This is a genomic window from Vibrio sp. Vb0888, assembly GCF_033338835.1.
Taxonomy (GTDB): domain Bacteria; phylum Pseudomonadota; class Gammaproteobacteria; order Enterobacterales; family Vibrionaceae; genus Vibrio; species Vibrio alginolyticus.
The window spans coordinates 23,404-37,805 of sequence record NZ_JAWOTL010000006.1; the positions used below are offsets into that span (position 1 = coordinate 23,404).

14 protein-coding genes and 1 other RNA gene are annotated in these 14,402 nt (G+C 43.9%); 8 read left to right on the forward strand and 7 right to left on the reverse strand.

All coding sequences use genetic code 11. The annotated features are described in order from the left end of the window. Positions 1–68 precede the first annotated feature (68 nt). From R7P72_RS10570 to mscS, 5 genes are all read left to right on the forward strand, one after another. Complete coding sequence (locus R7P72_RS10570) at positions 69–2,027, forward strand: ligand-gated channel protein (RefSeq protein WP_054575406.1); 1,959 nt, start codon at positions 69–71, stop codon at positions 2,025–2,027. A gap of 135 nt (positions 2,028–2,162) precedes the next feature. Beyond that, entirely contained in the window at positions 2,163–3,200 is a 1,038-nt protein-coding gene (gene epd, locus R7P72_RS10575; RefSeq protein ID WP_005384545.1) for an erythrose-4-phosphate dehydrogenase, read from the forward strand. A gap of 151 nt (positions 3,201–3,351) precedes the next feature. Beyond that, complete coding sequence (locus R7P72_RS10580) at positions 3,352–4,512, forward strand: phosphoglycerate kinase (protein ID WP_005384547.1); 1,161 nt, start codon at positions 3,352–3,354, stop codon at positions 4,510–4,512. A 154-nt stretch (positions 4,513–4,666) separates the two neighbouring features. Next, positions 4,667–5,743 carry a class II fructose-bisphosphate aldolase gene (gene fbaA, locus R7P72_RS10585; RefSeq protein WP_005380996.1) on the forward strand — a complete coding sequence of 359 codons (1,077 nt, stop codon included), beginning with the start codon at positions 4,667–4,669 and terminating at the stop codon, positions 5,741–5,743. A 424-nt stretch (positions 5,744–6,167) separates the two neighbouring features. Continuing rightward, positions 6,168–7,034, forward strand: coding sequence for a small-conductance mechanosensitive channel MscS (mscS, locus tag R7P72_RS10590; RefSeq protein ID WP_005380995.1), 867 nt, complete (start codon positions 6,168–6,170; stop codon positions 7,032–7,034). 47 nt (positions 7,035–7,081) lie between these two features. Here mscS and R7P72_RS10595 read toward each other — a convergent pair whose 3' ends face one another. After that, positions 7,082–7,564 (reverse strand): YbaK/EbsC family protein, encoded by a 483-nt coding sequence (locus R7P72_RS10595; RefSeq protein WP_005380994.1) that lies wholly within the window; start codon positions 7,562–7,564, stop codon positions 7,082–7,084. A 26-nt stretch (positions 7,565–7,590) separates the two neighbouring features. Further along, positions 7,591–8,220: a LysE/ArgO family amino acid transporter gene (locus R7P72_RS10600; protein WP_213907433.1), complete on the reverse strand. Its 630-nt coding sequence runs from the start codon at positions 8,218–8,220 to the stop codon at positions 7,591–7,593. A gap of 147 nt (positions 8,221–8,367) precedes the next feature. Between R7P72_RS10600 and R7P72_RS10605 the strand changes: the two genes are divergently transcribed. Beyond that, complete coding sequence (locus R7P72_RS10605) at positions 8,368–9,264, forward strand: LysR family transcriptional regulator ArgP (protein WP_132936935.1); 897 nt, start codon at positions 8,368–8,370, stop codon at positions 9,262–9,264. A 208-nt stretch (positions 9,265–9,472) separates the two neighbouring features. Then, positions 9,473–10,165, forward strand: a complete 693-nt coding sequence (locus tag R7P72_RS10610) for an oxidative stress defense protein (RefSeq protein WP_005384550.1) — start codon at positions 9,473–9,475, stop codon at positions 10,163–10,165. A gap of 71 nt (positions 10,166–10,236) precedes the next feature. On the opposite strand, the gene serA is transcribed toward R7P72_RS10610, so the two are convergent. The 5 genes from serA to R7P72_RS10635 all read right to left on the reverse strand — a co-directional run bounded on the left by serA (position 10,237) and on the right by R7P72_RS10635 (position 13,560). Continuing rightward, entirely contained in the window at positions 10,237–11,469 is a 1,233-nt protein-coding gene (serA, locus tag R7P72_RS10615) for a phosphoglycerate dehydrogenase (protein WP_005384551.1), read from the reverse strand. 274 nt (positions 11,470–11,743) lie between these two features. Continuing rightward, complete coding sequence (gene rpiA, locus R7P72_RS10620) at positions 11,744–12,400, reverse strand: ribose-5-phosphate isomerase RpiA (RefSeq protein WP_005380982.1); 657 nt, start codon at positions 12,398–12,400, stop codon at positions 11,744–11,746. A gap of 53 nt (positions 12,401–12,453) precedes the next feature. After that, entirely contained in the window at positions 12,454–13,053 is a 600-nt protein-coding gene (locus R7P72_RS10625; protein ID WP_005384552.1) for a 5-formyltetrahydrofolate cyclo-ligase, read from the reverse strand. A 5-nt stretch (positions 13,054–13,058) separates the two neighbouring features. Next, a non-coding RNA gene (gene ssrS / locus R7P72_RS10630) (6S RNA) lies at positions 13,059–13,243 on the reverse strand. An 8-nt stretch (positions 13,244–13,251) separates the two neighbouring features. Continuing rightward, positions 13,252–13,560 carry a cell division protein ZapA gene (locus tag R7P72_RS10635; protein WP_005384553.1) on the reverse strand — a complete coding sequence of 103 codons (309 nt, stop codon included), beginning with the start codon at positions 13,558–13,560 and terminating at the stop codon, positions 13,252–13,254. 249 nt (positions 13,561–13,809) lie between these two features. Here R7P72_RS10635 and R7P72_RS10640 point away from each other — a divergent pair, with 249 nt between their 5' ends. Then, positions 13,810–14,388: a YecA family protein gene (locus R7P72_RS10640; protein WP_005380976.1), complete on the forward strand. Its 579-nt coding sequence runs from the start codon at positions 13,810–13,812 to the stop codon at positions 14,386–14,388. Positions 14,389–14,402 lie beyond the last annotated feature (14 nt).

The following is a 14,402-nucleotide window of genomic DNA, read 5'->3' on the forward strand; positions in this document are numbered from 1 at the left end:
GCATCTCATTCTATTTGTGAATAATTCACTTTCGAAAATAATAATCATTATCAATTATGGAGATGTAGATGTCTACTCTTAGACTGCCAGTTATTACCGCAACTGGTATTTTAGCCTTCGTCAGTGTCCCTCATGTTTTTGCCAATGATGCAGTTTCTAAAATGGAAACAGTGGTTGTAACTGCATCAAGCTACGAGCAATCTCAAGCGGACGCGCCTGCAAGTATTAGTGTGATTTCACGTGAGGAGTTGGACTCCCGTTATTACCGCGATGTGACTGATGCACTAAAAAGTGTGCCAGGTGTTGTCGTGACAGGTGGTGGTGATACTACCGACATTAGTATCCGTGGTATGGGTTCTAAATACACTTTGATACTGGTCGATGGTAAACGTCAAAGCACGCGTGAAACTCGTCCAAATAGTGACGGCCCAGGTATCGAACAAGGTTGGTTACCTCCTCTTCAAGCGATTGAGCGAATCGAAGTTATTCGCGGCCCAATGTCGACGCTTTACGGTTCTGATGCGATTGGTGGTGTGATTAACGTCATCACACGAAAAGATGCGCTAGAGTGGACGGGTAATGTTCAACTGGGCACGGTACTACAAGAGAATAGTCGCTCAGGGGGAGAGCAGAGCGCGAACTTTTTCGTTAATGGTCCGTTGGCTGAAAATTTATCTCTCCAAGTATATGGTCAGTACACAACCAGAGAAGAAGATGACATCGAATACGGTTATGAAGATAAAGATATGCAGAGTATCTCTTCAAAACTGACTTACCAGATTAATGATCGCCACTCGGTGCAATTAGAAGGCGGCACGTCGGCACAAAGTCGTCGTGGTAATGTAGGCCTTTCAGTGCCGACCACTGGGTGTCGTGGTGGGTGTGAAGACTCACTGAATGAATATCGTCGTAATTACGTAACGGTAAGCCACAACGGTGATTGGGATTCGATTGGCATTTCAGATACTTACTTACAGCGAGAAGAGAGCGAGAACAAATCTCGTGAGATGACGATCACCAACACCACGTTCAAATCGAGCTTGGTGACTGGTATCGGAAACCATACGTTGACGACGGGTGTGGACGCCACTCATGCAGAGCTTGAGGATTTCACCTCCAACAAAGCGTCATCGAAGACTGAAACATCGAATACGCAGTGGGCTGTTTTCATTGAAGATGAATGGAGAATCGCTGATCCGTTTAGCGTTACGCTTGGTGGTCGTCTAGATCATGACGAAAACTATGGCGCGCACTTTAGTCCGCGTGTTTACGGTGTATGGCGAGTTGATCCGTCTTGGACGGTGAAAGGCGGTGTGGCAACAGGTTTCCGTTCTCCACAATTACGTGAAATTACTCCTGGCTGGGCGCAAGTCAGTGGTGGCGGTAATATCTACGGTAACCCAGATCTTGACCCTGAAACGTCGCTAAACAAAGAAATCAGCGTCTTGTATCAAGGTGATTCTGGCTTAGATGTTTCTTTGACAGCGTTCCATAACGAATTCAAAGACAAGATCACACGTGTTGTTTGTCCAGACACTATCTGTACTGATGGTCCAAACCAATGGGGCGCAGATCCAACGTACCGTATTAACGTGGATGAAGCCGTCACACAAGGTATTGAAGCGACCTTAGCATCGCCGTTAACGGAAACCATTTACCTTAGCTCGAGCTACACATTTACCGACTCAGAGCAAAAAACAGGTGAATACAAAGGCATGCCGCTGCAGCAGTTACCAAAGCATCTGTTTAATGTGGATGTGACTTGGCAAACGACAACAGATCTAGAGAGCTGGGCGAAAGTCACGTACCGAGGTAAAGAAATGGATCCGGTTACTGGCCCATCAAGAAACAGTATCGTAGAGCCAGCTTATACCTTTGTGGACGCCGGTGTGACATACCAGTTAACCGACAATACTCGTATTAAAGGCGCTATCTATAACTTGCTGGACGAGGAAATCAGTTACGAAGAATACGGATATATTGAAGATGGTCGTCGCTACTGGTTAGGTTTAGACGTCGCATTTTAATTATCTATCGTTGTAATAAGGTCGAGCATAGTCTCGACCTTTTTTAATCCTGCTTTACTGTGATTCAACAGGTGCGTTTGTCAGCCTGATCAGGTAGTATCTGTAACACGAAATTTTTGGTAGGGCGAAGGATAAATGCTAAAGGTTGCGATCAATGGATTTGGACGTATAGGTCGTAATGTTCTGCGAGCGGTGTATGAAAGCGGAAAACACCAGCAGATCAAGGTTGTGGCGGTTAACGAACTAGCACAGCCAGAGGCGATGGCACACCTACTGCAATATGACACCAGTCATGGTCGCTTTGGTAAAAAAATTTCCCATGACCAAGAACATTTGCATGTTCATCATGACAGCGGTGAATATGATTCCATTCGCATTCTCCACCTCTCCGAAATCGAATTACTTCCTTGGCGTGATTTAGAAGTTGATATCGTCTTGGATTGCACTGGCGTATTTGGTTCGCAAGCGGATGGGCAAGCGCATATAGAAGCTGGCGCGAAGAAAGTACTGTTTTCGCACCCGGGCGCAAACGACCTAGATAATACGATTATCTATGGCGTGAACCACGAAACTCTGAAAGACGAGCACCGTGTTGTCTCCAATGGCTCTTGCACCACCAACTGTATCGTTCCCATCATTAAAGTATTAGACGAAGCCTTCGGCATAGAGTCTGGCACCATTACCACAATTCATTCGTCCATGAACGATCAACAAGTAATTGATGCGTATCATAACGACTTACGCCGTACCCGCGCTGCAAGCCAATCTATTATTCCGGTGGACACTAAGTTGCATAAGGGGATTGAAAGAATCTTCCCGAAATTTTCCAACAAATTCGAAGCAATTTCTGTTCGTGTTCCAACGGTTAACGTCACTGCAATGGATTTAAGTGTCACAATTAGTACAAATGTGAAAGTTAATGACGTAAATCAAACCATTGTTAACGCATCTCAGTGTACATTACGTAACATTGTTGACTATACTGAATCGCCACTCGTTTCCATCGACTTTAACCACGACCCCCATAGTGCGATTGTGGATGGAAGCCAGACTAGAGTGAGTAACGGGCAACTCGTAAAAATGCTCGTTTGGTGCGACAACGAATGGGGCTTTGCTAACCGGATGCTGGATACTGCCTTAGCAATGCAAGCTTCTTCGCAAGTGGAACAGTAATGACGAAGAAGTGATGGAGAATTTTTATTTCTAGCCTTGAAATAAATCCATAATATCTCCATATCTATAACCAGTTTGAAGAATTAACAGGCTTGGCAGGGTTGCCGAGTTTTCAAAAACTTTAATTATTAAATATTTGAGAGGACACATCATGTCTGTAATCAAGATGACTGACCTGGATCTTGCAGGTAAACGTGTATTTATCCGTGCTGACCTAAACGTGCCAGTAAAAGACGGTAAAGTAACTTCGGATGCACGTATCATCGCATCTCTTCCAACTATTAAGCACTGCCTAGAAGCAGGCGCTAAAGTAATGGTTACGTCTCACCTAGGTCGCCCAACTGAAGGTGAATACGCTGAAGAGTTCTCTCTACAACCAGTTGTTAATTACCTAAACGACGCACTAGATTGCGAAGTGAAGCTAGCAAAAGACTACCTAGATGGCCTAGAGCTAAATGCGGGTGAACTTGTTGTTCTTGAAAACGTTCGCTTCAACAAAGGCGAAAAGAAAAACGACGAAGAGCTATCTAAGAAATACGCAGCACTATGTGACGTATTCGTAATGGACGCATTCGGTACGGCTCACCGTGCTCAAGCATCTACTCACGGCGTTGGTATGCACGCAGACGTAGCATGTGCTGGTCCTCTACTAGCGAACGAACTAGAAGCGCTAGGCAAAGCAATGGACAAGCCAGCTCGCCCAATGGTTGCTATCGTTGGTGGTTCAAAAGTATCTACTAAGCTAACGGTTCTTGAGTCTCTATCTAAAATCGCTGACCAACTCGTTGTTGGTGGTGGTATTGCTAACACATTCATCGCAGCTGCTGGCCACAACGTTGGTAAGTCTCTATACGAAGCAGACCTAGTTGAAACAGCTAAGAAGCTAATGGACGAGTGTGCAATTCCAGTAGCAACTGACGTTGCATGTGCGAAAGCATTTGACGAGAACGCAGAAGCTGAAATCAAGCACGTTTCTGAAGTACAAGACGACGACATGATCTTCGACCTTGGTCCAGATTCAACTGCTGAACTAGCTGAAATCCTTAAAAACGCTAAGACTATCCTATGGAATGGTCCAGTAGGCGTATTCGAATTCAAGAACTTCGAAGCAGGTACTAAAGGTATCTCTGAAGCTATCGCAGCTTCTGAAGGCTTCTCTGTTGCTGGTGGTGGTGACACGCTAGCGGCTATCGACAAGTTCGGTATCAAAGCGGATGTATCTTACATCTCTACTGGCGGCGGCGCTTTCCTTGAGTTCGTAGAAGGTAAAGTTCTTCCAGCAGTAGAAATGCTAGAAGCACGCGCTAAGTAATTAAAGCAAAGCGGGGGAGTGATTCTCCCGCTTTCTTGTTTGCTGCAACGTGTGAGGAACTCTGCTAGAATAGCCTCAGTTGTGAGCAAACGTTTGCAAGATTTTCAACTTAACAAGTTTTGTTTAAAAACGACAGATAAATAGGATTACATCCATGTCTAAGATCTTCGACTTCGTAAAACCAGGTGTTATCTCTGGCGATGACGTTCAGAAAGTATTTGAAGTTGCAAAAGAAAACAGCTTTGCACTTCCAGCAGTAAACTGTGTGGGTACTGACTCTGTAAACGCAGTACTTGAAGCAGCTGCAAAAGTTAAAGCTCCAGTTATCGTTCAGTTCTCTAACGGTGGCGCTGCTTTCTTTGCTGGTAAAGGTCTAAAACTTGAAGGTCAAGAAGCTCAAATCCTAGGTGCTGTTGCTGGTGCGAAATACGTTCACGCTGTAGCTGAAGCTTACGGTGTTCCAGTAATCCTACACACTGACCACGCAGCTAAGAAACTACTTCCTTGGATCGACGGTCTACTAGACGCTGGTGAAGAGTACTTCGCGCAAACTGGTAAGCCACTATTCTCTTCTCACATGATCGACCTTTCTGAAGAGTCTCTAGAAGAGAACATCGAAATTTCTGCTAAGTACCTAGAGCGCATGGCTAAAATGAACATGACTCTAGAAATCGAACTAGGTTGTACTGGTGGTGAAGAAGACGGCGTTGACAACTCTGATATGGATGCGTCTGAGCTATACACTTCTCCAGAAGACGTTGCATACGCATACGAGAAACTAAGCGCAATCAGCCACCGTTTCACTATCGCAGCATCTTTCGGTAACGTACACGGCGTATACAAGCCAGGTAACGTTGTACTAACTCCAACTATCCTACGTGATTCTCAAGCGCACGTTTCTGAGAAATTCGGTCTTCCAGCGAACTCTCTAAACTTCGTATTCCACGGCGGTTCAGGTTCTTCTCTAGAAGAAATCCGTGAATCTATCGGCTACGGTGTAATCAAAATGAACATCGATACTGATACACAGTGGGCTACTTGGGATGGTATCCGTAAGTTCGAAGCTGAAAACCACGATTACCTACAAGGTCAGATCGGTAACCCAACGGGTGAAGATGCACCAAACAAGAAGTACTACGATCCACGCGTATGGCTACGTGCAGGCCAAGCTTCAATGGTTACTCGTCTAGAGCAAGCATTTGCTGACCTTAACGCAGTTGACGTACTATAATCGTTACTGATTAAGTTACTTAAAAACCCGCTCTCTGAGCGGGTTTTTTTATGTCTATCACTTTCTTCCCCGCTGCTTTCTCCCGATATTTTTATGCGTTAGGTTGTATTTGCTAGTGAGATATCTCACCTTTAACGTTTTTTTAAAGAAAACATGGGAATATCAGTCTTAAGAGTGGCGAAATCAGAGTGCATTGCGTAACCTGTAACAAGTCAGTGTCAGAAAGCTCTGATAAAGTCTTGTTTTGCATATCTTTGCGAAACTCTGACTTTGAAAAAAGTCAGAGTTGGGATATTGTGCCAAAAATCTGACACTGTTCAGTGGAGCAATAGGGATGTTGTTTTAGAAAAGAGCCTTTAAAAAACAAGGTTCATAAATTAACGGCAATTGGATTTATATCTCTTTATTTTTGAGGATAAGAATTATGGCAGGTGAATCGGTGGGTATCGATACCACTTTAACGGATGGTCTAACTCAGGCTGAAACTTGGCTGACAAACAATTCAGATCTACTGGTTCAGTACGGTGTGAACATTATCTCTGCGCTGCTTATTCTGTTTATCGGTAATCTTATCGTTAAGGCAGTCGCTGGTAGTGTTTCTAAAGTACTAGAAAAGAAAAACATGGATAAGGCCGTCGTTGAATTTATTCACGGTCTTGTTCGTTACTTGCTATTTGTAATCGTGCTAATCGCGGCTCTTGGTCGATTAGGAGTTCAAACCGCTTCTGTTGTTGCTGTGATTGGTGCGGCAGGTCTTGCTGTTGGTCTTGCACTACAAGGTTCACTATCAAACTTTGCAGCAGGCGTACTTATTGTTGCGTTCCGTCCATTCAAATCAGGCGACTACGTAGAAATCGGTGGTGTAGCGGGTAGTGTTGAAGCAATTCAAATCTTCCAAACAGTTCTAAAAACACCAGACAACAAAATGGTTGTTGTGCCTAACTCTTCAGTTATCGGCGGTGCCATTACTAACTACTCTCGCCATGCGACACGACGTGTCGACCTAGTGATTGGTGTTTCATACAAAGCAGACCTTAAACTAACCAAGAAAGTGATTCGTGAGACGCTAGAGAAAGATCCACGTATCTTGAAAGACCCAGATATCACAATTGGTGTACTTACGTTAGCAGACTCTTCAGTTAACTTTGTGGTTCGTCCATGGGTGAAAACTGCAGATTACTGGGGCGTATACTTTGATGCAATGCAAGGTATTAAAGAAGCATTGGATGAAAATGGTATCGAGATTCCATTCCCACAAATGGATGTTCACCTGAACAAAGTCGACGCTTAATCAAAAGCAGTCGATATTCAAAAGCGAGGCCAATAGGCCTCGCTTTTTTATATTTCGTAAAGGGTGTGATGACCAGCAAGTAAGAGGCGTTTTAGATGTTTACCTGCAAATCCAAATGTGAACTCAGGTAAGCCAGGCGTATAGAGCAATTCTTGATGTTGATAGAGATTGGTATCAACAATGATAGTGATGTATTCCGGTAAGCCTATTGGGCAAACCGCGCCGGGTACGCAACCTAACACTTCGACCATTTCATCGTCATTACAAATAGAGGGACGTTTACCTGTAATCGCTTTAATCTGCTTGGCATCGAGGCGCGAGTCCTTATCTGTCAGATAAACCGCGTAACCTTGTCCTTTGAGTGTTAAAAAGAGGCTTTTGGTATGCGTACCCGTCCAACCAAGCTCTCTCGCAATACGTATATCTGTCTCAAAGTCTAAGATGGCTTCGTGCTGCCATTCCCGAAAAGGAATAGAGAGCGCGTTGAATCGCTCTCTATTGTTGTTATAAATACGTTTTAGTGACTCCATGTCTTTGCTGCCTTACTACCTTATGATTACCAATACTTATCAATAAGCTCACTCGCTAAGATATACGCTATTGTGAACATCATCATTGCGATTGCAATGTCGATGGTTTTTTTCACTTTTGGTTTAGAGAGTGTTGGACCTAGTTTGGCGGCTCCTATCGATAAAGTGTAGAACCAAACAAAGGAAGCCATAATCGTACCTAGTGCAAAAGCAATGCGATCATGGCCTTCAAATTGTCCACCGATCGAACCTAGAATAACGACTGTATCTAAATATAAGTGCGGATTAAGCACAGTAACGGCTAACGCACCTAGAATAACCGTTCGACGACCTCGAGCTACGATCTCCCCTTTTGATTCCGATTCACTCTCTGGCTTAAAAGCACTTTTTAGTGAGAGCAGTCCATAGAAGCTCAAGAAAGCAATACCACCAAGTGTCACCGACGTCAGTAAGATTTCATTTTTAGACAGAATTGCACCACCACCAAAAATACCTAGAGAGATGAAAATCATATCTAGCACGCTACAAATAGTGGCGGTTGTTAGGTGGTGGTTACGCTTTATGCCTTGATTCAAAACATACGCATTTTGCGCGCCGATCGGAATGATCATTGATGCTCCTAAACCAAAACCTTGCAATAGAACCCACAAGCTCACACTTCACCTCACTTCAAAATAACAAATACATTTACAGAAAAGGGAAAGATAAAGCGTTTATCTAAATAAGTATAATTAATGATTTTAATCTTACATTAGATAGACTAATTTAACGGGAGGCGTTTGATCAAGAGTGAGAGGAAAGGTATGCGAGGGTTAGATTACAAATGGATTGAGGCATTAGACGCTATAGTTTATCAGGGTAGCTTTGAGCGTGCTGCCGAGCATTTATTTGTTTCTCAATCCGCCATTTCTCAACGTATCAAGCAGTTAGAGAAGTTTCTCGCGCAGCCTGTTTTAATTCGAAGCCAGCCACCTAAGCCAACGCCAATTGGTAAAAAATTGTTGGGTCTTTATCGGCGAGTACGCTTGCTAGAGCATGAAATTCTCCCCGAACTAAAAAATGATACCAGTACGCGACCTGTGCAACTCTCTTTAGCGACTAATGCAGATAGCCTTGCAACATGGCTACTGCCAGCGCTGAAAAATGTTATGAAGCAGCGTCAAGTTGAACTAAAACTGACTATCTATGGTGAATACCGCTCTATTGAAAAACTCAAAAGTGGCGAAGTGACAGGAGCGATCAGCTTGGAGTCCCAGCCAATCCCCGGATGCAGAGCAGACTATTTAGGTCGCATCGATTATGTTTGTGTCGCGAGCCCAGAGTTCTATCAGCGTTATTTTTCTAAAGGCGTAAATAATCAGACATTGGCAAAAGCACCGGCCGTTTCATATGACCAATATGATGATCTACATAAAACATTTCTTACCGAGCATTTTAACGTCAATCCTGACAGCGTTATTCATCACAACATCAGTAGTTCTGAAGCGTTTCTAAAAGTGGCGTTAGCTGGTGTTGCTTATTGCTTGATCCCCCGCTTGCAAATTACCGACGAATTAGACAGAGGTGTGTTGGTTGATGTGACTCCAGGTTTTTTAATGTCCCATCGGATTTATTGGCACCACTGGCAGTTAGAAACTGGGGTATTACAAGAAATCTCACACGCGATAGTCGGGTATGCGCAGGAGCATCTACCTCAATAAGTTTGTCAGAGCTGCATATCGTTAACTTAAGTGTGTTTTGTTTAAAAATTACGCCAATGTTACATAGTCAAAGTTGTGTTAGAAGTCACTATGGGTGCTTGGATAATCGGCGGAAGTTTCTATTATGAAACCACACGCTTTCTCAGCCATGATAGTGATGTTGGAATCTGAGATTAAGTACTTAATTTTGTATGGATGGATTTATTGAATGAAATTGTATTCATTTTTGCTGGCTTCAGCACTCAGCCTTACCAGTGCTTCAGTTTTGGCGAATACGCCAGAGTTTGCTCATGTTACGACAACGGGGTATGGCGAAGTGACGGCCACACCTGATATGGCTACGTTTTCTGTAAAAGTAGTCGATACGACAATGACGGCCGAACAAGCGAAATTGTCCGTAGATAAAACCGTTGAAGAGTTTCTAAAAAGCTTATCGGATGCCGGCTTGTCAAAAGACAATATTACTAGCTCGAATTTATACCTTGCTCCTCAGTACCATTACCCTAAATCAGGGAAAGCAGAACTTGTTGGGTATCGAGCATCTCGCAGTATTGATGTCACGGTGACGGATCTGAAAAACCTTAACCAATACCTAGATATGGCGTTAGAAGCGGGAATTAATCAGGTTGATAATATTCAACTTAAGGTAAGCAACCAAGCCGAGTATCAGCAAAAGGCACGAATGGCTGCGATTAAGGACGCAAGAGAAAAAGCAGGGTCATTAGCGACTGGTTTTGAGAAAAAGTTGGGCGATGTATGGCAGATCAATTACAGACAGATGCACGTTCAGCCTGTGTTAATGCGTTCAATGGCGATGGATAGTAAAGAAGGAGCGAATAGCTACCAAGATTCAACTATGATCATTCGCGATCAAGTCGATGTCATTTATAAGCTAAAGTAAGGCTTAGCAAACAGTAAAAAGCAAAAGGCAGGGAGTCATAACCCCTGCCTTTGTCGTTTCTGTTTCACTGTTTAGTGCAGGATACGAGCACGGATTGTGCCTTCAATGTTTTTGAGCTTTGTTAGAGCTTCTTCTGAGCGTTCAGTTTCAACGTCGATCACTACGTAGCCTATTTCAGCGGCTGTTTGTAGGTACTGCGCGGCAATGTTAATGCCTTCTTCAGCAAAGATGGTGTTGATCTGAGTTAGGATACCAGGACGGTTCTTGTGGATATGAAGCAGACGAGAACACTCACCACTGTGTTCTGGTAATGACACTTCAGGGAAGTTTACGCTTGAAAGTGTCGAGCCATTATCAGAGTACTTAGCCAGTTTACCCGCCACTTCTAAGCCGATATTCTCTTGCGCTTCTTGCGTTGAACCACCAACGTGTGGAGTGAGGATGACGTTATCGAATTTTTGTAAAGGAGACTCGAACGGGTCAGCATTCGTTTTTGGTTCAGTTGGGAATACATCAATTGCAGCGCCGGCAAGGTGACCAGCTTCTAAGCTATGGCAAAGTGCAGGAATATCCACAACGGTGCCACGTGCCGCGTTGATAAAGATGGAACCTGGTTTCATTCGAGCAAATTCAGCTTCACCCATCATGTTTTTCGTTTCCGGTGTTTCGGGAACGTGCAAAGAAATCACATCACATTTGTTCAATAGTTCACTCATGGTATGTACTTGCGTCGCATTACCAAGGGACAGTTTGTTCTCAATATCGTAGTAGTAAACGCGCATACCTAAGTTTTCGGCAATAATACCAAGCTGCGTACCAATGTGACCGTATCCGATAATGCCAAGGCACTTACCACGAGCTTCGTAAGAGTTGTCTGCACTTTTCTTCCAAATACCGCGATGTGCAAGTGCATTCTTTTCAGGAATACCACGCACTAGTAAAAGGATTTGCCCAAGTACAAGCTCTGCCACGCTTCGAGTGTTAGAGAATGGTGCATTAAAGACAGGAATACCGCGTTTTGCTGCTGCATCTAGGTTTACTTGGTTAGTACCAATACAAAAACAGCCAATTGCAACCAGCTTGTTCGCCGCATTGATTACCTCTTCGGATAGGTTCGTACGGGAGCGGATACCAATGAAGTGCACGTCTTTTACCGCTTCAATTAGTTCTTCTTCCGGAAGGGAACCTTTATGGTATTCAATGTTGGTATAACCAGCTGCTTGAAGAACTTCAACTGAAGAAGGGTGGAGTCCCTCTAACAAGAGGATCTTAATCTTTTCTTTTTCCAGTGAAACTTTGGCCATTTTTTCTCGTCCTTAAAATGGAAAGGTGGGCTAATGTGGCGCACATTGGGCAAAACTATTAAAAAGGGGATAATTAACAGTTTTGTAGGAAGACAAACGTTTCCCTGTGCGTCTTCTGTTCAATAAAGTAACAAAAAAAAATTGCTTTGGGTAAGAAAATTACGGAATAAGAGATAATTTTCTTATAGAAAGGAATAAAAAACGGTGCCTTGCAGCACCGTATGTAATGAAATAACAGAAAAGTGAACCAGATAGGTTCATTTTGGGCTGTTATTTATTCTTCAATTTTTGCACCTTCTGGTGTGCCAGTGATCACTACGTCAGCACCACGATGAGCGAAAAGACCCACAGTCACCACACCAGCGATGCCGTTTATTTTGTCTTCCATTTCTTTCGGGTTGGTAATTTGCATATTGTGCACATCCAGAATCACGTTGCCGTTGTCAGTCACAACGCCTTCACGGTAAGCTGGATCACCACCTAGTTTTACCAATTCACGAGCCACGTAAGAGCGTGCCATTGGGATTACTTCAACAGGCAATGGGAACTGGCCAAGTACGTCAACTGCTTTAGTGCCGTCAACGATACATACGAACTTATCAGAGATTGCTGCGACAATTTTCTCACGAGTCAGAGCCGCGCCGCCGCCTTTGATCATTTCACGTGCTGGGTTGATCTCATCTGCGCCATCAACATACACATCCAGCTTCATTACATCGTTACACTCGTATACTTCAATACCAAGCTCTTTAAGGCGCTCAGTTGAAGCGACAGAGCTAGACACTGCACCTTTAATATCATCTTTGATAGTGCCTAGTGCATCGATGAAGTGATTCACGGTAGAGCCAGTACCAACACCGACAATGCTGCCTTTCTCAACATATTTTAGTGCTGCCCAACCAGCCGCTTTTTTCATTTCATCTTGAGTCATGCCAATCTCCTGAATAGATGTTCGTTAACGTTTGCGGGCGTGATTATAGCGGCTTACTTGTCACTTTCCCATTGCCATATTTGGCTTGGGGTCACGATCTTAGGTAATGGAATATCCCAGCTTTCAATTGGTAAGCGTTCTACATGTTGGCAGTCATGAGCGATACCGACAGGTTTAGCACCCTCTCCAGTTATAAACCAACGTGACAGAGTACGATCGTAGTACCCTCCGCCCATGCCTAAGCGGTGTCCGATACTGTCGAACCCAACTAAAGGCGTGCAGATTAAATCAAGCTGGCGAACGGGTTTGAGGTGTCTGATATCGAGCTTGGGCTCTAAGATGCCGTACTTGTTGTAGACGAGCTGTTCATCACTTATATACTGAAGAAACAGTAACTGACCTTTAGAAAAGGGATGGATGACGGGCAGATAAACCGATTTTCCCTGTTGCCATAACCATTCAATGAGCGGTTTAGTATCAAGCTCACCGTCTGCAGAAAGGTAGATGGCAATATGTTGCGCCTGATCGATTTCAGGAAGTTGGGAAAATTGAGTAATAAGGTCGATTCCCGCTTGGTATTGCGTATCACTGCACAGAGCGTTGCGCTTTTCACGAATCAGTTTGCGGAAGTCTTGTCGAGAGAGGTCTGACATAGAGAGAATACCCCAGGGTGCCGTTGAGGATTGTGGCCCTTGAACCAGCTGGTTCAAGGCGGATCAGCAATGACAACCGTAGGCTTCTCGGTGCATGCCGAGCTTGCTCAATAGTTACCAAATACTAACCCTTAGGTATTGCTTATCGGCTCAGGGACTTAAATCCTGCTGACGCACACCCCAGGGTAAATTTTGTATTTACTGCTGTCCTTGCGTAACTTTGCTTAGTGCGTTCTCTAAAGACGCGGTGAGCTTTTCCATTCGCTCAGTAATTTCTTGCTGTTGACCATTGGATTCGTATGACTTGGTGTGCAACTCATAGCAAATATTCAATGCAGCAAAGGTCAGCAGTTGGATTTCATTGGTTACCTTAGTACGTTCGCTCATTTCTTTCAATCGGCGATCCAGATCTTTTGCCGCTGCAACAAGAGACTCTTCTTGTCCTGTCGGACAATTCACTCGTGTAAGTTTGCCTAATATTTCAACGTCGATCGCTTGATTGCTCATGATGAATAAACTCTATATTCGCGCTATCTAAGGTGTTGCTTCATACAACTACCGAGGAGCAAACTATAGGAAAACCGCTATTAAGATTCAAGCATTTCCCATCACAGAAAGAGAAATGATGACGAGATCACACAGGAATTGGGCAAATTGAACAAATGCTGTCCAAAATTGAATTTGATAGCCGTTTCAGACCACTAACCTTGATGGTAGGATATACCAATACATTATTACGTAAGAATGAGCCAAGTTATGAGTGAAATCACCCTTCCTGAATACCAATCTATTGCTGCTGAACTGCAATCGGCAAGCCTAGCAGTGACACCGGCGGAGTTACATGGCTTATTTGTTGGCATGTTAAGTGGTGGATTGGCGATCAATGATCAAACTTGGCAGCCGATTCTTTTTGACTACACCAATGATGGGATGGGGTGGCCCTCGACAGCACTCACTTTTGCTCAGAGCATATTCAACGTTACTGTTAATGAGCTTACTGGCACGTCAATGGAGCTGTCTTTACTATTGCCAGATGAGCCGGGCGAAGAAGGCTTATTCGCATTAGCTGACAGTGTGTCCGACTTTGTAAACCACTTTATTTCTGGGTTAGGTCTAGCAGGCGTTGCGCTTAATAAAGCATCTGATGACGCTAAAGAAGCACTGGCTGACCTAGAAGAGATTGCCAAATTAGGCATCGATGAAGATGACGATCTTGGTGAACAAGCGCAATTGCTAGAGCAAGTGATTGAGCACATCAAAGCTTGCGTACTAACGATTCATGCTGAATTTGGTGTTCGTCCTGAAAGCAGCGACAAAAAACCTACTATTCACTAATCGTAGACCGTCCA

Coding starts and splice junctions, on each gene's coding strand:
- R7P72_RS10570 (WP_054575406.1), top strand. CDS start 69: ATGTCTACTCTTAGACTGCCAGTTATTACCGCAACTGGTATTTTAGCC.
- epd (WP_005384545.1), top strand. CDS start 2,163: ATGCTAAAGGTTGCGATCAATGGATTTGGACGTATAGGTCGTAATGTT.
- R7P72_RS10580 (WP_005384547.1), top strand. CDS start 3,352: ATGTCTGTAATCAAGATGACTGACCTGGATCTTGCAGGTAAACGTGTA.
- fbaA (WP_005380996.1), top strand. CDS start 4,667: ATGTCTAAGATCTTCGACTTCGTAAAACCAGGTGTTATCTCTGGCGAT.
- mscS (WP_005380995.1), top strand. CDS start 6,168: ATGGCAGGTGAATCGGTGGGTATCGATACCACTTTAACGGATGGTCTA.
- R7P72_RS10595 (WP_005380994.1), bottom strand. CDS start 7,564: ATGGAGTCACTAAAACGTATTTATAACAACAATAGAGAGCGATTCAAC.
- R7P72_RS10605 (WP_132936935.1), top strand. CDS start 8,368: ATGCGAGGGTTAGATTACAAATGGATTGAGGCATTAGACGCTATAGTT.
- R7P72_RS10610 (WP_005384550.1), top strand. CDS start 9,473: ATGAAATTGTATTCATTTTTGCTGGCTTCAGCACTCAGCCTTACCAGT.
- serA (WP_005384551.1), bottom strand. CDS start 11,469: ATGGCCAAAGTTTCACTGGAAAAAGAAAAGATTAAGATCCTCTTGTTA.
- rpiA (WP_005380982.1), bottom strand. CDS start 12,400: ATGACTCAAGATGAAATGAAAAAAGCGGCTGGTTGGGCAGCACTAAAA.
- R7P72_RS10625 (WP_005384552.1), bottom strand. CDS start 13,053: ATGTCAGACCTCTCTCGACAAGACTTCCGCAAACTGATTCGTGAAAAG.
- R7P72_RS10635 (WP_005384553.1), bottom strand. CDS start 13,560: ATGAGCAATCAAGCGATCGACGTTGAAATATTAGGCAAACTTACACGA.
- R7P72_RS10640 (WP_005380976.1), top strand. CDS start 13,810: ATGAGTGAAATCACCCTTCCTGAATACCAATCTATTGCTGCTGAACTG.